This window comes from Streptomyces sp. (genome assembly GCF_019510245.1).
Lineage (GTDB): Bacteria > Actinomycetota > Actinomycetes > Streptomycetales > Streptomycetaceae > Streptomyces.
Genome location: NZ_JAEKKT010000117.1, coordinates 20,795 through 40,213, shown reverse-complemented (window position 1 = coordinate 40,213; position 19,419 = coordinate 20,795). Strand labels below are relative to the sequence as shown.

The following is a 19,419-nucleotide window of genomic DNA, read 5'->3' as shown; positions in this document are numbered from 1 at the left end:
CTGGTCGCGCAGTTCCTCCCCCAGCCTTCGGCTGGGGGTACCCCCAGCGCCCCTTCGGGGCGCGTCAGCCGATCGCGTCGGCCAGCATGAACGCGGCCACCGCGAGCAGCGCACAGGCGAAGAGCCGCTGGAGGGTGCCCGCGGAGAGCCGGGCCGCGAGCCGCTTGCCGTCCCAGGCGCCGAGGATCGCGGCCCCGGCGAAGGGGCCGACGGCCGACCAGTCGAGGTCGATGTGCGAACCGGCGCGTGCCGCCAGCGCCGTGAGCGAGTTGATCGTGATGACGAGCAGGCTCGTACCGACGGCCGCGCGCATCCGCAGGCCGACGACGCTCACCAGGGACGGTACGGCGAGAAACCCGCCGCCCACCCCGAGCACGCCGGTCACGGCGCCGAGGCCGGCGCCCGCCCCGGCCACCAGGGCGGGCCGCACCTGCGCGGGCGCCGTCCCGCCGGCGGTCGACGGGCGCAGCATGCGCACCGCCGCCACGGCCGCGAGCACCGCGAACGCCCCGGTCAGCAACGTGGCCGGCAAGTGGCGGGACACCGCTCCGCCGATCGCCGCCGGCAGGATCCCGGCCGCCGCGAACACCGCACCCGCACGCCACCGCACCGCACCCCCGCGGGCGTGCGCGACGAGTGCAGTGGCCGAGGTGACCGTGACGACGACCAGGCTCGCGGTGGTGGCCGCGGCCGGGCTGAAGCCGAGCAGATAGATCAACGCCGGTACGGCCAGGACGCTGCCGCCACCGCCCAGGGCCCCGAGCGCCAGCCCGGTGACGGCCCCGGCGGCGAGGGCGAGCAGGAGCGTGGTCATGCGGAGGTGCCCTCGCCGCTCACCGCGAGACCTGCCGCGCTCCAGGCGCGCATGCCGCCGACGACGTCCACCGCGTCCAGGCCCCGGGCCGTGAGCAGCGCCGCCGCGTCCTGGGAGCGCTTGCCGGAGCGGCAGATCACGACGACCGGGCGGTCCCCGGCGGCGGGCGGGAGCGGCGCCCCGGCCGCCAGCGCGGAGAACGGGGCGTGCAGGGCCTGGGGCGCGTGACCGGTCTGCCATTCCTCGGCCTCGCGGACGTCCAGCAGGACGGCACCCGCGGCCGTGCGCTCCAGGGCCTCGGCCGGGGTGAGCCGGACCGTGGTCAGCCCTGCCTCGGTCGCCGACGCGAAACCGTCGTCGACGGCGACCACGTCACGCCCGGCCGCGTCCAGCAGTGAGGCCGCGACGGCCGCCCGCATGCCACCCGCGCAGTGCACCCACACCGTGCCCTCGGGTATCTCGCCCAGCCGCTGACGCACCTGGTGCAGGGGTATGTGCAGCGAGCCCCGGACGTGCCCGCCGGCCCGCTCCGAGTCCCGGCGCACGTCCAGTACGACGATCTTCTGCGTCCCGCCCGCGGTCGGGCTCGCGGTCTCCTGCGCCCGGCGCGCGGCCAGGTCCGCGAACGTGGCGCGCGGGAAGGAGTGCGGCCGGTCGCCCGGGCGGAGCCAGGCCTCCGGCGCACCGGTGGCGGCCGCCGCGGGGCGGTCGATGCCGACGCGGGTCAGCTCCCGCTGGGCGGCGGCGAGCTGGGCCGCCGACTCGGCGAGCAGCGTGACCGGCCGGCCCCAGGGCAGCAGCCAGGCCAGATAGGTGGCGAGCTGCCCGTCGGCCTCGAAGTTCACGGTGCCCGACACATGTCCCTCGGCGAACGCCACCCGGTTGCGCAGGTCCACCACCCACTCCCCGGCGGCCAGCCGCGCCGCGATCTCCGCCGCGTCCGCCCGGCCCGGCGGCGTGAGGTCCACGGGGGCCGGGCCACCGGAGTTCAACGGGCCCATGTGGGCGTAGTACGCCGGTACGTCGTCCAGTCCCGCCAGCAGCTCCGCGACGAACGTGTCGACGTCCTTGACGAGCGCCTCGTTCACCGCGCGCTCCCGGCCGATGGTGGTGCCCGGACCGGCGGCGTCCCCGGCCGAGCAGAAGCTGCCGAAGCCGTGCGTCGGCAGCACCGCCGTCCCGTCCGGCAGCTCGGCGGCCAGCCGGTGCGCCGAGGCGTGCTGCGCCCGCGCCAGCTCGCCCGTCAGCCGGGGCTCCACCAGGTCGGGCCTGCCGACCGTGCCGATCAGCAGCGAGCCACCGGTGAAGACGGCCACCGCGCGGCCGGTCTCCTCCAGGACGTACGACGTGTGGTGCGGGGTGTGCCCGGGGGTGGCCAGCGCGCGCAGCGCAAGGCCCGCCTCGATCTCCAGCACGTCGCCGTCGGCCACCGGCACCCGCTCGTACGCCACCAGTGCCCCGGCCGGCACCACGTACGCCGCCCCGGTCAGCCGGGCCAGTTCGAGGCCGCCGGAGACGTAGTCGTTGTGCACGTGCGTCTCCACGACCTGCGTGAGCCTGACCCCGCGCCGGGCGACGGCCGCCAGCACCCGGTCGACGTCCCGGGGCGGATCGACCGCGACGGCGCCGTGCGCGCCGCCCGCCAGATAGCTGCGGTTGCCCAGTCCGGGCACCTCGATGGTGTCGACGAAGGACACGGCAGCACACTCCTCTCCTGGATCCCCTGGTGAATTACCCCCGGGGGTATATGTCCCACCGTAGCAGAGGTACCCCTGGGGGTATGCGGCGCTGATGGTGGCGGCCCGGACGGCGGGGGCGCGGGAGGATCCGCGGCGGTCGATGCGTGCCGCCGCTGATCGTTCCCGCGTAGGGTCGGAACACAGCACGTCAGCAGAGCGACGAAAGGGCAGGCCCATGGCGCAGGAAGTACGCGGCGTGATCGCACCGGGCAAGGACGAGCCCGTGCGGGTCGAGACGATCGTGGTGCCCGACCCGGGGCCGGGCGAAGCCGTCGTACAGGTGCAGGCCTGCGGGGTCTGTCACACCGACCTGCACTACAAACAGGGCGGTATCACCGACGAGTTCCCCTTCCTGCTCGGTCACGAGGCCGCCGGGGTGGTGGAGTCGGTCGGCGCGGGCGTCACGGACGTCGCGCCCGGTGACTTCGTGATCCTCAACTGGCGTGCGGTGTGCGGCCAGTGCCGGGCCTGTCTGCGCGGGCGGCCCTGGTACTGCTTCGACACCCACAACGCGAAGCAGAAGATGACCCTCGCCTCGACCGGTCAGGAGCTCGCCCCGGCCCTCGGCATCGGCGCCTTCGCCGAGAAGACGCTGGTCGCCGCCGGGCAGTGCACCAAGGTCGACCCGGCCGTCTCCCCGGCGGTCGCCGGGCTCCTCGGCTGCGGGGTGATGGCCGGCATCGGCGCGGCGATCAACACCGGCAACGTCGGCCGGGGCGACTCGGTCGCCGTGATCGGCTGCGGCGGGGTCGGCGACGCGGCGATCGCCGGGTCGAACCTGGCGGGCGCCGCGAAGATCATCGCCGTCGACATCGACGACCGGAAGCTGGAGAAGGCCCGCTCCCTGGGCGCCACCCACACGGTCAACTCGCGCGAGAGCGACCCCGTCGAGGCGATCCGTGGCCTGACCGGCGGCTTCGGCGCCGACGTCGTCATCGAGGCGGTCGGCCGCCCGGAGACCTACCAGCAGGCCTTCTACGCCCGCGACCTCGCCGGCACCGTCGTCCTGGTCGGCGTCCCCACCCCGGAGATGAAGCTGGAACTGCCGCTCCTCGACGTCTTCGGCCGCGGTGGCGCACTCAAGTCGTCCTGGTACGGCGACTGCCTGCCCTCCCGGGACTTCCCCATGCTCATCGACCTGCACCTCCAGGGGCGGTTGCCGCTGGACGCGTTCGTCACCGAGACGATCCAGCTCGACGAGGTGGAGAAGGCGTTCGACCGGATGCACCAGGGCGACGTGCTGCGCTCGGTGGTGGTGCTGTGATGACCACGCGCATCGAACGCCTCGTCACCTCCGGCCAGTTCACCCTCGACGGCGGCACCTGGGACGTCGAGAACAACGTCTGGATCGTCGGCGACGAACGCGAAGTGATCGTCATCGACGCCGCGCACGACGCCCAGGCCATCGCCGAGGCGGTCGACGACCGCGTCCTGAAGGCGATCGTCTGCACCCACGCCCACAACGACCACATCGACGCGGCGCCCGCCCTCGCGGACCTCACTGGCGCCAAGATCTGGCTGCACCCCGACGACCTGCCGCTGTGGAAGCTCACCCACCCCGACCGCGACCCCGACAACCACCTGTCCGACGGGCTGGTCATCGAGACCGCCGGCGCCGACCTGACCGTGCTGCACACGCCCGGCCACGCGCCCGGCGCCGTCTGCCTCCACGAACCCGGCCTGGGCGTCGTCTTCACCGGCGACACCCTCTTCCAGGGCGGCCCCGGCGCGACCGGGCGGTCGTACTCGCACTTCCCGACGATCATCGACTCCATCCGGGACAAGCTCCTCACCCTCCCGCCGGAGACGAAGGTCCTGACCGGGCACGGCGACCCGACCACCATCGGCGCCGAGGCACCGCACCTGGCGGAGTGGATCGCCCGGGGACACTGACCCGCACCTGACGTCGGCTTCCGCGGAAGGCCCGCCACCGGCCACCGCGGAACCGGCCACCGCGGAACCGGCACGCCCCTCAGCCGTCGGACTCCGGCCGGGTCGGCCAGAGCGCCGGGTGCCCCGGAGGCAGCGCGAGATCCTCGCGTACGGCGGTGTAGTAGCGCTCGCGGCAGGCCCGCTGCCGCGCCAGCAGCGCCTGCCAGGCGTCCGGGTCGACCGTGCCGGAGCGCATGAACCGCTCCATGGCCATCACCGCGGTCACCCACTCCCGTGCCTGCTCGACCACCTCCCGGCTGCCCAGCATGATCAGCGCCTCCCCGGCCGGATCACGGCCGTCGGTGGCCGCCGCCAGCTGCGGCTCGGCCTCGGCCGGGCAGATCGGGTGCGGATGCGGGTCGTTGCCGAGATGGGCCGCGACGCGGTAGGTGAGGTTCACCGTCCTCTTCAGCGCCCGCGCGTACTCGCTGTACACCGTCAGCCGCCGCTCCTCCCAGCGCGCCTGCTGCTCACGCCTGAATCGCGCCCGGTCACCCCGCACCACCGCGAGATACGAACCGAGCGCGCCTATCACGACACCTATCAGGGCGGGGAGTTGCTGAAGGAACGCGGTCATGCGCGCACGTTATCTGTCCTGTTGATCGTCCGGCCCGTACGGTCGTCGTCATGACCGGACTGACTCGCTTCGCCGGACACGGAGTTCTCGTCACGGGCGCGGCCCGCGGCATCGGCGCGGCCGTCGCCCGCCGGCTGGCCGAGGAGGGCGCACAGGTGCTGGCGACCGACCGGGACCTGCCCGAGGCGGAGCGCACGGCGGCCGCACTGCGCGAACAGGGGCTGGCGGTCACCGCGTTCGCCTGTGACGTCGCCGACCGGGACTCGGTGGAGAGGGCCGTCGAGCGGGCCGCCGGCGCCTTCGGCACGCTCGACGTCCTGGTGAACTGCGCCGCGCACTGCACCCCTGACGTCCCGCGCTTCGAGGACCAGCCGGACGACGGGTGGGCGCTGGACCTCGACATCACGCTCACCGGCGTCCACCGCTGCTGCCGCGCCGCCCTGCCGTACCTCGCCGCCTCCGGCCGGGGCGCGATCGTCAGCATCGGCTCCGTCAACGCCCGGGCGGACTTCGGCAATCACGCCTACAGCGCCGCCAAGGCCGGCCTCGCCTCGCTGACCCGCACCCTCGCCGGGCACGCGGCCGCGCGCGGGGTCCGGGTCAACCTGGTGGAGCCGGGCACGGTCCGCACCTCGGCCTGGGCGGACCGGGAGGACGAACTCGACGCCCTCCGGCCGCTGTATCCGCTCGGCCGGGTCGGCGAACCCGAGGACATCGCCGCGGCCGTCGCCTTCCTCGCCTCCCGCGATGCCGCCTGGATCACCGGCACCACCCTGGGCGTCGACGGTGGACTCACCGCCGTGCACAGCGGGTTCCACGCGGCGCTGCGGCCGCACCGGGAGGCCCGGCACGGCTCAGAGAGCAGCTGAGGCGGTCGCGAGTACCGCCAGCACGCGCCGGGTGTCGTCCTCGGTGGTCCGCCAGTTGCTGAACGCCGCCCGCAGCGCCGGCACCCCGCCGTACACCGTCGGCGTCAGGAACGCCTCCCCGGACGCGGCGACCGCCCGGGCCAGCGCGGCCACCCGTTCCTGCGTGGGCTGGTCGGCGAGGGTGAAGCAGGCGACGTTGAGCCGGACCGGGGCGAGCAGGCGCAGGCCCGGCAACTCCTCGATGCCGGCCCCGAGGCGGCGGGCCTCGGCGACGTTGCGCTCGACGATCTCGCGGTGCCCCTCCCTGCCGTACGCCGTCAGCGTGAACCAGGCCGGCAGCGCCCGCATCCGGCGGGAGTTCTCCGGGGTCAGGTGCAGGAAGTCCGGGGTGCCGGCGGGCGGGCCCAGGTACGGGGACTCGTTCTGGAAGACGGCCACCTGGAGGTCGCGGCGGCGGGTGAACTGGACGGCCGCGTCGTAGGGGACGTTGAGCCACTTGTGCAGGTCCGCACAGACCGAGTCGGCCGCGTCGAGCCCGGCGACGAGCGGGGCGTGGGCGGGGGAGAGGGCGGCGAAGGCGCCGAACGCGGCGTCCACGTGCAGCCAGAAGCCGTACCGCTCCTTCAGGGCGGCGATCGCCCGCAGGTCGTCGAAGTCGACGGTGTTCACCGTGCCCGCGTTGGCGACGACGATCGCGGGCCGCCCGTCCAGGGCGGCCAGCGCCGCGTCGAGCGCGGGCACGTCCACCGCCTCCCGGCCGCCGGGCAGCAGCGGTACCCGGCGCAGCCGGTCCCGGCCGATGCCGAGCACCGACAGCGCCTTGCCGACGCTGGAGTGCGGGCTGCCGGAGAGCACGTCGACCGGGCCGAGCGCGGCGGCGCCGGACCGGGAGACGTCCACCCCCAACCGCTCCCCGAGCCAGGCGCGGGCGATCGCCAGCCCGACCGTGTTCGACATCGTGGCGCCGGTCACCAACGCCCCGCTGTGCGCCTCGCCGAGCCCGAACAACTCGGCCAGCCAGCCCACCGTCTCGCGCTCCAGGGCGGCGCTCCAGGAGCTGGCGTCCCCGGCCGCGTTCTGGTCGTAGGCCGAGGTCAGCCAGTCGCCGGTGAGGGAGGCGGGGGTCACCCCGCCGGTGACGAAACCCAGGTAGCGTGGCCCGGCCGAGGCGGACATACCCGGCGCCCACCGCTCGGTGAACCGGGCCAGCGCGCCGGCCCCGCCCTCCCCCTGCTCGGGCAGCGGCGCCCGCGCGGGCGCGGGCCCGGTCGCGGCCACCGGCCGCTCGGGCGATCCGGCCACCGCACGGGCGGCCACATCGCGGGCGGACTGGAGGAGTTCGGGAAGCCGGGCGAGATCGTCGGCGAGTGCGGGGTGCATGACCGGCACACTAGGTCGGCCACGACGCTGTGGCGCGGGCCACTTCCGGGTAGGTGGACCGATGTCGGCCGGGGCGGCCGCGGCGGGTAAGTTAACCGTTTCGTCACAGCCCGCTCCCGGCTACAACCAATGCCGCGCATCGGGCGGTCCAGTACGACGAGACCACAGCGCAGAAAAAGGAGACAGACGTCATATGGGGGACATACGTAGACGAAGTGCCGTAGTGCTCGGTGTCACGGGCCTTGTGGCGCCCCTCACGCTCGCCCTCACCTCCGCTCCGGCGCAGGCGGCGAGTTGCACCACGCAGGCCGGGCCGTACCAGAAGCAGGTGGAGAAGTTCCTCGGGCGGCCGGTCGACGGCAAGCAGTCCACCGCCGACTGCAAGGCGATCCAGGCCTTCCAGAACAAGCACGGCATCACGCCCGCCGTCGGGTACGCGGGTCCCGTCACCTGGGGCGTGATGGACCTGATGAACAAGCAGAAGGCCGTCGGGAACAAGCCCAACAAGGACGGCAAGTGCCCGACGAACAAGGGACGCATCGCCTGCGTCAACCTCACGCTCCAGCTGAGCTGGATCCAGGACGGCAACAAGCTGGTCTACGGCCCGGTCCCGGTCCGTACCGGCCGGGACGGGTTCGAGACGCGGACCGGTCTGAAGAAGATCTACTGGCGTGACATCGACCACGTCTCGTCCGTCTACAACGTGCCGATGCCCTACAGCCAGTTCTTCGACGGCGGCCAGGCCTTCCACTCGGTGGGTCTCAGCATGTGGAACCCGCCGGGCTCGCACGGCTGTGTGAACATGACCACGAAGGACGCCAAGAAGTACTGGTCGTTGCTGAAGACCGGCGACGACGTCTACGTCTACGGCCGCAAGCCGGGCACCTGACGGTACCCGGCCCGCCGCCGGCCCCGGCCGGCGGCTACGGCTCAGCTCTCCGGGGCGTCCCCGAAGTCCGGGATCTCCAGCCTGGCCCCGCCCTGCCGCGCGGACTCGTGCGCGATGATGCCCGGCAGGGTGTAGCGGGCCGCGACCCACGCGTTGACCGACGGCAGACTGCGCGTGTTGACGGCGGTCACGAAGTCGTCCACCAGGAAGTGGTGGCTGCCCTCGTGCCCGTTGTGCAGCGCGTCGAACTCCCGCGGCAGCCGCGCCCGGTCGTGCACCGGCGCCGAACCGGAGGTGAAGGCCGCCCGCAGCTCCGGCGCGATGTGCTGGAGGGAGGGGTCGTCAGGGGACATGGTGGGCTTGGGTTCGAGCAGTTCGCTGATGTCCCGCACGCCCTTCTTGTCCTGCCACAGCGCCACCGTCGCCAGCTGCTCCATGCTCGCCTCGGTCCCGAAGAACCGGAAGCGCGATTCGCGGATGTGCGACGGGTAGCCCACCCGCCGGAACTCGTTCGTACGGAACGAACCGCCGCCCGCCACCTCGAACAGCGCGGTCGCGTTGGACACGTCGTTGCCGAACTGGCTGACGTCCTTGTCGAAGACGCCGTCGCCCCGGTCGTCCACCACCCCGATCGCCGACACGCTCACCGCGTGGGTCTGCCAGGCGCCCAGCACCCCGCCCACCGCGTGCGTCGGGTAGAGCAGCGGGGGATAGCTGGCGGTCGCCTTCCAGTTCTCGCCGCCGCTGTAGCGGTAGGCGTCGTAGAAGCCGAGGTCCATGTCGTGGACGTAGTCGCCCTCGGCGTAGAAGAGCCGCCCGAAGGCGCCCGCGGCGATCTGGTTGCGGGCGTGCACGGTGGCCGGGTTGTACTGGCTGGTCTCGCCCATCATGTACGTCAGCCCGGTCGCCTTGACCGTGTCGATGATCGCGGCGATCTCCTCGGTCGTGATCGCCATGGGAACCGCGGAGTACACGTGCTTGCCGGCGTTCAGGCCCTGGAGGACCAGCGGGCCGTGCGTCCAGCGCTGGGTGAAGATCGCCACCGCGTCGACGCCGGACTCCAGCATGGCCTCGTACGACGGGAAGGTGCCCGCCAGACCCTGGTCGGCGACGAGCTTCTCCGCCCGCTCGGGCAGCAGGTCGGTGACGTACACGTCGCCGACGCCTGGATGGGCCTGGAACAGGGTGGCGAACTGGCCGGAGAACTGTCCGGCGCCGACGATGCCGAGAGAGAAAGTCATGGGGGTTACTTTTGCTGCGGAAGAATCTTGCCGTCAAGGGGCGGAAGGAAGTCGGAAAGGCGCAGGGAGTGCGTTTATGCGGCGCACCGGGCGCACAGTAGGGTGGCTTGGTTGCTTCAGTTCCGGAAGAAAAGGGATGCCGTGACCGACTGGCTGCCGCTGAGCCCCGCCGAGCGCTCCGTGGCGATCGAGGTGCTCGTCAACGGCCCGCTCTCGCGCACGGAGCTGGCCCGCAGGCTGAACCTGTCCCAGGGCAGCCTCACCCGCCTCACCAAGCCGCTCATCGAGTCCGGCCTGCTCGTCGAGGCCCCTTGGACGGGCGCCCCGGCGGAGTCGCGCCAGGGCCGCCCTTCGCAGCCGCTCGACGTGGTCGCCGAGTCCCGGTCCTTCCTCGGTTTCAAGATCACCGACGAGATGGTCTACGCCGTGGTCACCAGCCTCAGGAGTGACATCGTCGACCGCCTCGACCGGCCTCTCGCCGGCCACGACCCCGAGTACGTCGCCGACCTGCTGGCCGACATGACCGCCGAGCTCGCCGGCCGCCACCCGGCGATCGCGGGCATCGGCATCGGCGTCGGCGGGTTCGTGCGCGAGTTCGCGGTGGTCGGCGAGTCGCCCTACCTGTCCTGGCGTGACGTCCCGCTGGCCGGACTGGTCCGCGAGCGCACCGGGCTGCCGGTCGTCGTGGAGAACGACGTGGCCGCCCTGGTCGAGGCCGAGACCTGGTTCGGCGCGGGCCGTGGACTCGACCGGTTCGTCGTCCTGACCATCGGCGCCGGCATCGGCTACGGGCTGGTGCTCGGCGGCAAGCGGGTCCCGTACGCCGAGGAGGACCGGGGGTTCGGGCTGCACTGGATCATCGACCCGCGGGGACCGCTCACCCCGCGGGGCGAGCGCGGCAGCGCCGTGTCGCTGCTCACCATCCCCAGCATCCGCTACCAGGTCCGGGCCGCCACCGGCCGCGACGCGTCGTACGAGGAGATCCTCGCCGGCGCCGCCGCGGGCGAGCCGATGGCCGCGCGGGTGATCGGCGAGGCAGGCCGGGCGCTGGGCACACTGCTCGCGCAGATCGCCAACTTCGCCATGCCGCAGAAGATCCTGCTGGCCGGGGAGGGGGTCGGCCTGATGGAGGTGGCCGGGGACACGGTGTGGGAGACGGTCCGCACCCACCGGCATCCGCTCGCCGCCCCGCTCGGCCTGGAGACCAAGGTCTCCGACTTCCACGACTGGGCCCGGGGTGCGGCCGTCCTCGCGATCCAGGTTCTGGTGCTCGGCCGGGTCGGCGGCTGAACCGGCGTTTCCGCAGGTGCGGCCGTTGCCGGCCACGGCGAACTCCCGCCTGTGCTTGACACATTGACGTGATGAGTAACACGGTCCGATATGTCCGTATCGACCGTACTTACTCACGGCGCCTTCACGTCGACCGGCATATGCTTCACACCATGTCCACCACTGTTGAAACCGTCTCCGAGCGATCGGCCGACGAGGTCAACGAGGAGATCCGGGCCCTGTGGCTCCGGTCGGGCGGGACACTGAGCACCGAGCAGCGCGAGGAGTACCAGCGGCTCGTCCTCGAATGGGCGGCGGCGACCCCGTAGCAGCCGGACCAGGCGGCCTGACCGCCCGTCCCGGGCACCCGCAGCGGACGGGTGCCCTTCTCGTGAGACCTCGCGCGGCAGACCTCGCGCCGCCCCGTCAGCCCCAAGTGGCCGAGTAGTAGCGCTGGTACGCCTTCCGGTCCTGTTCCGCGCGGATGAAGCGCGTGCCCACCAGCGCGATCAGACTGCCCCCGATCACCAGCAGGCCCGGCCCGATGTTGCGGGTGTCCGTGAGCCGGGCGACCAGGCTGGTGTCGTCCCCGGTGACCGGCGCCGTCGAACCCGGGGTGGCCGCGCTCGGCGCGATGGCGCTGTGGTTGGCCGACGCGGACGGCGCGGGCGTGGCGCCCTGTCCCGCCGCGGCCTGCTTCGTCACGATCAGCTGCACGTTCAGCGCCGCCATCGCCCGTGTCACCGGCTGGAAGAACGTCACCCCGCCCGTGGTGCAGTCACCGCTGCCGCCCGAGGTCATCCCCAGCGCGATGCCGTTGGAGAACAACGGGCCCCCGCTGTCGCCCGGTTCGGCGCACACGTTGGTCTGGATGAGCCCGGTGACCGTGCCCTCCGGGTAGTTGACGGTCGCGTTGAGCGCGGTCACCGTGCCGTCGTGCAGCCCGCTGGTGGAGCCGCTGCGGAACACCTTCTCGCCGACCGAGGGATCGGCCGCCCCCGTGATCCGCACGCCCTGGCCGTTGCCGATCGCGACCACGTCCGCGTTGTCACCGGCCTTCCCGTTCGCGTACTGGATCAGCGAGAAGTCGTTGCCCGGGAACTGCGTGTCGATCGTGGTCCCCACCTGCTGGTCGTTGCCCTGGCCCTCGTCGAACCAGATGGTGTTGGCGGGACCGCAGTGACCGGCGGTGAGGATGAAATCGGTGGTCCCGTTGGTGACGTTGAACCCCGCCGAACAGCGGCCGCCCGTCGACAGGATGGGCTGCGCCCCGTTCAGCCGGGTGGTGAACTTCCCCTCGGAGCGCTGCATCTGCACGAAGCCGCCGATGCCCGCGGCCACCCGGCTCAGGTCCGACCAGTCCGAGGCGGAGACCGTGCTGTCGGCCTCCACCATCACCCGGTTGGTCTTGTAGTCCACCGCCCACGCGGTACCGGCCACCCGGGGCGCGGCCTTCAGCGTGGCGGTCGCCGCCTTCAACTCGTTCATGCTGTGCGACACCATCTTGGGCTCGGCGCCCGCCTGCTTCACCGTCGCCGCGGCCCCGGCGTCGGTCACCGCGACCACCGGCCTGCCGTCGGCACCGATCCAGCTGCCCGCGGTGCGGGCCGTGCCGAGCTTCGCCACCAGCGCGGCACCGGTGTCACCGGCCTGGGTCGCGGAGCCGGAGCTGAACGGGACGGCGGACGTGCCGGGAGTCCCGCTCGCCATGGCCGTGGTGACCATCGCGCCTCCCAGAAGGAGTCCGCCGACCGCCGCCAGCTGTGTCCCCCGCCGGACGACCCGTCGTCGTGCGTGCCTCATCCATGGCTCCCGAACCCCGAACGCGCGGTGCCTGCACCGCGGGGCCCTCCGGTCGTCGAGCGCCCTGCTCTCCATACGTGGGCGGCCTCCGGGGTGTTCACAGTGATAGTGATCTTTACGATCCCGTGGCAGTACGGCACGGCCGTACGCCTCGTTCCCGGGCCCGCCCCGGCCGCCTATGTTGAGCCCATGACCAGCATCCCGCAGGAGTATCCGGGCGAACCGAACCCGCTGCGCGCCCTCACCCTCGACCGGCTGCGACGTCGTACCAGCATGAAATGGCGCACCTATCCCGAGGACGTGCTCCCCGTGTGGGTGGCCGAGATGGACGTGCCGCTCGCCCCGGCCGTCGTCCGCGCGGTCACCGACGCGATGGAACTCGGCGACACCGGATACCCGGCGGGCACCGCCTACGCCGAGGCGCTCGCCGCGTTCGCCGCGAAACGCTGGGACTGGGACGGGCTCGACGCGGCCCGCACCGCGATCGTCCCCGACGTGATGCTCGGCGTGGTCGAGATGCTGAAACTCGTCACCGGGCCCGGCGATCCGGTGGTCGTCAACTCGCCGGTGTACCCGCCGTTCTACCAGTTCGTCGCGCACCTGGACCGCAGGGTGGTGGAGGCCCCGCTCGGCAGCGACGGCCGGATCGACCTCGACGTGCTGGAGACGGCGTTCCGCGGGCTGGGCGGCGGGCGGGCCGGCTATCTGCTGTGCAGCCCCCACAACCCGACCGGCACCGTCCACACCGCCGACGAGCTCACCGCCGTCACCGCCCTCGCCGAGCGGTACGGCGTCCGGGTCGTCGCCGACGAGATCCACGCCCCCCTCACCGCCCCCGGCGTCGGCTTCGTGCCGTACCTGAGTGTGCCGGGCGCCGAGCGCGGGCTGTCCCTGATGTCGGCGTCGAAGGCCTGGAACCTCGCGGGTCTCAAGGCCGCGCTCGCCCTGGCCGGACCAGGGGCCGCAGCCGATCTCGCCCGGCTGCCGGAGGAGGTGAGCCACGGCCCGAGCCACGTCGGCGTCATCGCCCACACGGCCGCGCTGACCGACGGCACGGCCTGGCTGGACGCCCTGCTCGCGGGCCTGGACGAGAACCGGCGCCTGCTCGCTCGGCTGCTCGACCGCCACCTGCCCGGCATCCGCTACCAGCCCGCCGACGCGACCTACCTCGCCTGGCTCGACTGCCGCGCTCTCGGCCTCGGCGACGACCCGGCCGAGGTCTTCCTGGATCGCGGCCGGGTCGCCGTCAACTCCGGCATCCCCTTCGGGACCGGAGGCGCCGGGCACGTACGGCTCAACCTCGCCACCTCGCCCGAGGTGATCACGGAGGCGGTTCGGCGGATGGCGGCGGCGCTCGCCTGAGGCGTGGCCGCGCGGCTGACGGCATGGTCGTGTGCGGGGAGCGGGCCCGCCTAGACTCCGGGCATGGACGACATCACCGGTACGGCCCTGGACCGGCTCGGCGCCGGGAAGTACCTGCTGGTCACCAGCTACCGCAAGGACGGCACCCCCGTGCCCACCCCGGTGTGGGTGGTGCGCGACGGCGACACGCTCGGCGTCTGGACGGTCGCCGACTCCTTCAAGGTCAAGCGCATCCGCCGCCGCGCCGACGTCGAGGTCGGCCCCTGCGACGTGCGCGGCCGCCCGACCGGCGACGCGGTCCCGGCGACCGCCGAGATCGTCGACGCGGCCACCAGCGCCCGCTACCGCCGGCTCATCGCCCGCAAGTACGGCATCACCGGACGCCTCATCCTCCTCGGCAGCAGGCTGCGCCGGGGTGTCGACGGCACGCTCGGCATCCGGGTGACCCTGGCGCCCTGAGGAGGCCGGGACCTCCTCAGGGCACGCGAGGCGCTACGAGCCGTCCAGCACCGTGCCGGTGAGTGCCAGCCCGCCGGGCAGCGGGTTGCCGCCGTCGTCCGTCTGCTGGAAGGTCACCGACTCGTCCGATTCCGCGACCTGGTCCCGCACGGTGGGCACGGTCACGTCGAGGCTCGTCTTCCCGGCGGGCACGTCCAGCCACAGGTACAGCCCGTCCACCCGGGACAGCGGCCGCTCCGGGTCCGGCTCCGCGCCGGAGACGTCGGCCAGCCAGGCGGGGTCGACGTCCTTGGTGGACAGTTCCGTGCCGCCGCCGCCGGGCGGCACCGGCAGGAACAGCGCGCCGATGTCCGTGTCCGCGGCCGCCGAGAGCGAGATCCGCCACTTCAGGGCCGAGCCCTCGGTCACCCGGTCCGCGAGCGGAGTCACGGTGACGGTGGGCGCCGGGTCGTCGTTGTGCACGGTCAGCCCGCCCCGGTAGGAGCCGACGACGGCCCCGTGGACGGCCTTGACCAGCACGTCGTACGGCACGTCGGCGCTGTAGCGGGTGTTGCCCCGCACCTGCACCGGCACGTCGATGCCGTGCCCGCCGGGCCGCACGGTGACCAGGCGGTCCTTCGCGGTCCCGGTCGCCGGGTCGACGACGTACACCCGTACCTGGCCGCTGCCCCGCCCGGACACCCGCACCGGGACGTGGTAGGTACGGACGCCCGAGTCGCCCTCGTCGACCGTGAGCCGGCCGACGTCGACGCGCGGCAGCCCGGCCGCGCGGACCGCCGGGGTGCCCGGCCGCCAGCCCCAGGCGTCCATCAGCCAGGCCTGCCCGGACCCCGAACGCGGCGTCAGCTCCAGGGAGGTCACGGACCGCAGGTCGAGGCCGGCCCGGCGGGCGGCGGTGAGCGGTACGCGCAGCTCGCGCGCCCAGTAGGACGCGGTGCGATCGCTGCCGGGCAGGCCGTCGGCCCGGACCCGGCCCAGCACGGCCCGTCGGCCGTGGCTGTCGGTGACGGACACGTCGAGGCCGGTGCCCCGGGAGTTCGGCGGCACGAAGACCCGCAGCGCGAGTGCCTCGGCACTGGTGAGCGAGACCGGCCGCGCCACCCGGATGCGGGCCGGTGAGCCCGCGGAGGTCCAGTGCAGCGCGATCGCGTGCCGGCCGGCCTCCCGTCCCGTCTCCCACTGCGCGAAGTGCGGCGAGGCGCCCGTGGCGCCCTCGCCCAAGCAGGCCACCGCCGGGTCGGGATCGACCGCTGAGCACAGCCGGCCGCCGGTCACCGTCACCTTTGCGTCCGGCAGGAACCCGGCACCGCGGTTCGCGCCGACCGCGTGGCTGAGCACCCGCGCCGGATCCGCGGACGGCGCCCGCCGTCCCGAACCGTCCAGCAGCGGACGGACCTTGTCGTCCCCCGCGACGAACAGCCGGGCCGCCGCCGCGATGTACGCCGAGCCCGCCCGGTGCTGCTGGCCGGCCGTCAGCCGGGTCGCCGTCCCCGGGGAGCAGACCGGGTCCGGGTGGTCCGGGTCGTCGAAGAAGTCGTCCTCCGCGGGGGCCTGCGCCTGCCCGGGCGTCCACTCGGTGTTGAAGAAGTTGTGGTCGGCGCCGATCACGTACACAGCGCTGTGCAGGGCCTTGCCCTTGCTGACCGCGCGCGTGCCGTCGACGTACACCTCGCCCTGGAGGTCGGAGACGTCACCGTCGCAGCCCGGCAGGATCGTGAGCGACGGCACGTCCGGCACCGGGTTCTGGCCGAAGACGGTCGGGCCGATCAGCACGGTCCCGCTGATGTGCCAGCGCACCTTGCCGTGATAGCCGTCCTGGTCGGCCGGCGGCGGGTAAAGGCTGTCCAGCGCCGCCCGGTTGACGCCTTCGCCGCCCCGCGAGTGGCCGATCAGCAGCACGCGGGAGAGGTCGGCGCGGGGTGCCTCGCGCACGACCGGGGGTGCGTGGCGCGGGTCGCGCGCCCAGTCGGCCCAGTGCGCGAGGTGCAGCCGGATCAGCGACGAACGGGCCTGCGCGCCGCCGTCCTCGGCCTGCCAGTCCTGGCCGTTGATTCCGTTCGCCGAGATCGACACCGTCACATAGCCCTGGGAGGCCAGCAGTTGCTGGTCGCGCAGGTAACCCCGGTGGCTCGGAACGGGGAGCGTGCCGGTCGGGCACGGCCAGGCGCCGGAGGCGTCGTCGGAGCCGCCGTGCGGGGCGTAGCAGGTGGCGTGGCGGCCGTGCAGGAACAGCGCGAGCGGGCGGGCCCCGGAGACCCCGGTGGGCGCGACCACCACGGCCTGCATCTCGACCGGTACCGAGAACCCGGGCAGGCGCACCGGCCTGAGCCGGTACGAGCCCGTCTTCGTGCGGTAGCGGCCGGGCTTTCCCGGGTCCACCGGATTGGCGGGCAGCGGGGCGGGCGGCCGGACCGCCGCTGCCTGCCCGGACGGGGCCGCGCCGGGGCGGGTGTCCAACCGGCGTCCGCCGGACCAGACCTGAAGGTTCTCCAGCGCTCCCGCCTGTGCTCCGCCCAGGCCGAGCCGGAAGGTGTGCCCGTCCCGTTCCGGTTTCGGCACCCCCAACAGCCGCCCGTCCGCACGGAATTCGACCCGCGCGTCCCCCATCGGCACGCGTCTGCCGGACCGCCACACCAGCTGGGGCGCCTGCCGTTCCCGGTCGATGTGCCAGCCGGGGGGCAGCTTTCTTCCGTCGGACGTGGCTGCGGCCGGGGCCTGTTGGGCGTGTGCGGTGGTGCCGGACACTCCTCCCGCGAGCGCGAGCACCGCCGCCGCGGTGACCCATATGCGCCGGGTACGGACCAATGTTCCTCCTCCTCGGAAGGCGAGCACGGACCGCCCCGGACATCCCGGGGGAGCCCCTCGCCCTCCGGAGGACGGGGAGTTGAGTCTGTGGGTTGCCTGTGAGGCCCGAGTGAACGGATCACGTGCGGGAGACCGTGGTGAACGGGTCGGGCGCGGGAGACCGTGGTGAACGGGTCGGGCGCGGGAGGGACGGCACCTGTCGCGCCCGGGGGCGGGGGACGGAGGCCCGCCCGGGAGCCGGCGACACGGAACCCACCCCCCGACGACGCGCGGAAGGCGGCGGTGGCCGTCCCGTCGTGTGCCGCCGTAGGGGCCGGCGGCAACCGGCCCTCGCCGGCTGCCCGTCCTCCGCGTGCTACGCGACGCCGGGCGGTACGGCCGTGGCGTGGTGGTAGTACATGCGCCAGGCGCCCTGCTCGTCGTGCCGGCGCCAGAGTGAGCTGTGGCGGGAACGGCGGTCGCCGAGACGGGCCTCGAAGGTCACCTGTACCAGCCCGGGAGCGAGGACGACACCGGTCAGGCCGGACGGCTCGTACCGGGGACCGTCCGCCGACGCGCCCGGCTTGTCGGGCAGTTCGGCGAGCAGTTGCTCGTACGTGAACCGGCGGCCGGACGCGCCCACCTCCACGAACTCCGGGTCCAGCAGCTCCGCCGCCAGCTCCCGGGAGGCGCGCACCGCGGGATCCATCAGCCGCAGCTCGCCCGCGATCGCAGCCGCCACCTGGGCCCTCTCGTCGTCCATGGGCACATCCTCGCCCAGGGTCCCGGTCGCCGGGCAACCGGATTTCGGACCGTCAGCTCCAGGCCCGGTACGGCTCGTCCAGCAGCTGGAAGACCGGCTCGCCCCGCACCGGGTCCTTGGCCGTGGAGAGCCTGACCCGGTCACCGCTGTGGATGCCGATCGGCGGGCCCATGACCCGGCCCCGGACCACGAACCCCTCGGCCATCTCGATCAGGGACACGTTGCGCGCGGCGGGAGTGTTGCGGTGCACCACCGTCGAGTGGCGGACCGTGCCCGTGCCCTCGCTGCGCTCCGTCCGCAGCTCGCTGCCCTGGCACACCGGACACAGCAGCCGGTGGTACATCGCGGTGCCGCACCAGGTGCAGCGCTGGTAGACGATGGCGTCCTTGGCGCGGTCCGCGGACGCGGGTTCGAGAACGCCCGTCGCGAATCCGACCGCCGACTGCGCGACGCTCGTCGAGTGGTGGTACACGCTGGTCAACTCCCTGCGCTCGCCCGGAATCCCGCGTGTCCGGAGTCGGCCGGGCACGCCTGTGCCCGGTTGGCCGTGCCACCGTGCACGCCGACAGAGTATGGCACTCAGTGCCAGCCGTAAAGGTACTGCGTACCCCGAATATGAGAACGTCCGGATCTCAGGCGCGGCCGAACGCGGTCTCGATCTCCTGCACCACCCGCCACAGCGGGGCGTCCCGCCGCGAGACGAGGACGACCACGTCGTCCGGGTGTTCCGCCGGGCCGCCGAACAGCGCGGCGGACGCCCCGCCCGCGCCGGCGCCGACGGCCCCGGCGGGGACGGGGGCCTCGGTGCCGAACGCGGCCTGCACGTACCCGAGGGCGTGGTCGACCGTCTCGTCCGCGTCGACCCGCCCCTCCGAACGCAGCCAGGAGCGGAGGGCGTTGTTGTGCGCCGCGACCACGGCCGCCGCGACGACGTCGGCCCGCAGCGTCCCGTCGGGGCGGCCGGCGTACCGGCCGCGCAGGTACTCGGCGAGCGCGCGCTCGTAGCGCCACACCACCGACAGCTCGTACGCGCGCAGGCCGGGGACCTGTTTGGTGAGCCGGTAGCGCTGCACGGAGAACGTGGGGTTCTCCGCGTACATCCGCAGCACCAGCCGGGCCGCGTCGCACACCCGCCGCACCGGCTCGCACTCGGGGGCGTCCGCCGCCAGGAAGGCGGTCATGTCGGCCAGGCACCCCTCGTGGTCGGGGAAGACCACGTCCTCCTTGGACGGGAAGTAGCGGAAGAACGACCGGCGCCCGACCCCCGCGAGGGCAACGATGTCGTCCACGGTCGTCTGCTCGTACCCGCGCTCCAGGAAGAGCCGGAAGGCCGCCGCGACCAGGGCGTCCCGCATGGGCGGCTTGGCGGGCGGTGCCACGCTGCTGGAGCTCATGGACGCGAACGTAGCATTCCGTCGGCCTCTCTGGCACTCAGTGCACCAGGATGGGGGACTGAGTGCTCTGCCGGCCGTCACGGGCCCGCTCGCGCTGCCGGGCTGAACCGGTGGGGCGATCCTCCCGTATGTGTTCTCGGGGAT

18 protein-coding genes are annotated in these 19,419 nt (G+C 73.4%); 8 read left to right on the top strand and 10 right to left on the bottom strand.

Annotated features, from left to right (window positions below):
* Positions 1-64: 64 nt before the first annotated feature.
* Both JF597_RS08665 and JF597_RS08660 read right to left on the bottom strand, forming a co-directional pair.
* On the bottom strand, positions 65-814 hold the full coding sequence (locus JF597_RS08665) for a sulfite exporter TauE/SafE family protein (protein WP_293991316.1): 750 nt from the start codon (positions 812-814) through the stop codon (positions 65-67).
* Positions 811-2,511 (bottom strand): MBL fold metallo-hydrolase, encoded by a 1,701-nt coding sequence (locus JF597_RS08660; RefSeq protein ID WP_293991314.1) that lies wholly within the window; start codon positions 2,509-2,511, stop codon positions 811-813. The genes JF597_RS08665 and JF597_RS08660 overlap by 4 nt, the downstream gene beginning before the upstream one ends.
* Positions 2,512-2,728: 217 nt before the next feature.
* Between JF597_RS08660 and JF597_RS08655 the strand changes: the two genes are divergently transcribed.
* Positions 2,729-3,817, top strand: a complete 1,089-nt coding sequence (locus JF597_RS08655; RefSeq protein WP_293991312.1) for an S-(hydroxymethyl)mycothiol dehydrogenase — start codon at positions 2,729-2,731, stop codon at positions 3,815-3,817.
* Entirely contained in the window at positions 3,817-4,446 is a 630-nt protein-coding gene (locus tag JF597_RS08650) for an MBL fold metallo-hydrolase (protein ID WP_293991310.1), read from the top strand. The genes JF597_RS08655 and JF597_RS08650 overlap by 1 nt, the downstream gene beginning before the upstream one ends.
* A 79-nt stretch (positions 4,447-4,525) precedes the next feature.
* On the opposite strand, the gene JF597_RS08645 is transcribed toward JF597_RS08650, so the two are convergent.
* Positions 4,526-5,062 carry a hypothetical protein gene (locus JF597_RS08645; RefSeq protein WP_293991308.1) on the bottom strand — a complete coding sequence of 179 codons (537 nt, stop codon included), beginning with the start codon at positions 5,060-5,062 and terminating at the stop codon, positions 4,526-4,528.
* A 50-nt stretch (positions 5,063-5,112) separates the two neighbouring features.
* On the opposite strand from JF597_RS08645, the gene JF597_RS08640 reads away from it, so the two are divergent.
* Entirely contained in the window at positions 5,113-5,931 is an 819-nt protein-coding gene (locus JF597_RS08640) for an SDR family NAD(P)-dependent oxidoreductase (RefSeq protein ID WP_293991305.1), read from the top strand.
* Here JF597_RS08640 and JF597_RS08635 read toward each other — a convergent pair.
* Positions 5,917-7,311, bottom strand: a complete 1,395-nt coding sequence (locus JF597_RS08635) for a pyridoxal-dependent decarboxylase (protein ID WP_293991303.1) — start codon at positions 7,309-7,311, stop codon at positions 5,917-5,919. The two genes, JF597_RS08640 and JF597_RS08635, sit on opposite strands and share 15 nt — an antisense overlap.
* A gap of 193 nt (positions 7,312-7,504) precedes the next feature.
* Between JF597_RS08635 and JF597_RS08630 the strand changes: the two genes are divergently transcribed.
* Entirely contained in the window at positions 7,505-8,200 is a 696-nt protein-coding gene (locus JF597_RS08630; RefSeq protein WP_293991301.1) for a L,D-transpeptidase, read from the top strand.
* Positions 8,201-8,241: 41 nt separating this feature from the next.
* Here JF597_RS08630 and JF597_RS08625 read toward each other — a convergent pair whose 3' ends face one another.
* Entirely contained in the window at positions 8,242-9,441 is a 1,200-nt protein-coding gene (locus JF597_RS08625; RefSeq protein ID WP_293991298.1) for a Gfo/Idh/MocA family oxidoreductase, read from the bottom strand.
* A 141-nt stretch (positions 9,442-9,582) separates the two neighbouring features.
* On the opposite strand from JF597_RS08625, the gene JF597_RS08620 reads away from it, so the two are divergent.
* Together JF597_RS08620 and JF597_RS08615 are read left to right on the top strand one after the other, a co-directional pair.
* Positions 9,583-10,731: an ROK family transcriptional regulator gene (locus JF597_RS08620; protein ID WP_293991296.1), complete on the top strand. Its 1,149-nt coding sequence runs from the start codon at positions 9,583-9,585 to the stop codon at positions 10,729-10,731.
* A 152-nt stretch (positions 10,732-10,883) separates the two neighbouring features.
* The gene (locus JF597_RS08615) at positions 10,884-11,039 is read left to right on the top strand and encodes a hypothetical protein (RefSeq protein WP_293991774.1); all 156 of its coding nucleotides are present in this window, start codon (positions 10,884-10,886) and stop codon (positions 11,037-11,039) included.
* 97 nt (positions 11,040-11,136) lie between these two features.
* Here JF597_RS08615 and JF597_RS08610 read toward each other — a convergent pair whose 3' ends face one another.
* On the bottom strand, positions 11,137-12,513 hold the full coding sequence (locus JF597_RS08610; RefSeq protein WP_293991293.1) for a S1 family peptidase: 1,377 nt from the start codon (positions 12,511-12,513) through the stop codon (positions 11,137-11,139).
* A 189-nt stretch (positions 12,514-12,702) separates the two neighbouring features.
* On the opposite strand from JF597_RS08610, the gene JF597_RS08605 reads away from it, so the two are divergent.
* Together JF597_RS08605 and JF597_RS08600 are read left to right on the top strand one after the other, a co-directional pair.
* On the top strand, positions 12,703-13,875 hold the full coding sequence (locus JF597_RS08605; RefSeq protein ID WP_293991290.1) for an aminotransferase class I/II-fold pyridoxal phosphate-dependent enzyme: 1,173 nt from the start codon (positions 12,703-12,705) through the stop codon (positions 13,873-13,875).
* Positions 13,876-13,938: 63 nt separating this feature from the next.
* Entirely contained in the window at positions 13,939-14,334 is a 396-nt protein-coding gene (locus tag JF597_RS08600) for a PPOX class F420-dependent oxidoreductase (RefSeq protein ID WP_293991288.1), read from the top strand.
* A gap of 33 nt (positions 14,335-14,367) precedes the next feature.
* Here the strand turns inward: JF597_RS08600 and JF597_RS08595 are convergent, their stop codons facing one another.
* The 4 genes from JF597_RS08595 to JF597_RS08580 form a co-directional block, all read right to left on the bottom strand.
* The gene (locus JF597_RS08595; RefSeq protein WP_293991286.1) at positions 14,368-17,139 is read right to left on the bottom strand and encodes a hypothetical protein; all 2,772 of its coding nucleotides are present in this window, start codon (positions 17,137-17,139) and stop codon (positions 14,368-14,370) included.
* 355 nt (positions 17,140-17,494) lie between these two features.
* Positions 17,495-17,881, bottom strand: coding sequence for a nuclear transport factor 2 family protein (locus JF597_RS08590; RefSeq protein WP_293991283.1), 387 nt, complete (start codon positions 17,879-17,881; stop codon positions 17,495-17,497).
* Between the two features lie 52 nt (positions 17,882-17,933).
* Positions 17,934-18,353 (bottom strand): zinc ribbon domain-containing protein, encoded by a 420-nt coding sequence (locus JF597_RS08585; RefSeq protein ID WP_293991746.1) that lies wholly within the window; start codon positions 18,351-18,353, stop codon positions 17,934-17,936.
* Positions 18,354-18,513: 160 nt separating this feature from the next.
* Positions 18,514-19,275 carry a TetR family transcriptional regulator gene (locus tag JF597_RS08580; RefSeq protein WP_293991281.1) on the bottom strand — a complete coding sequence of 254 codons (762 nt, stop codon included), beginning with the start codon at positions 19,273-19,275 and terminating at the stop codon, positions 18,514-18,516.
* Positions 19,276-19,419: the final 144 nt, after the last annotated feature.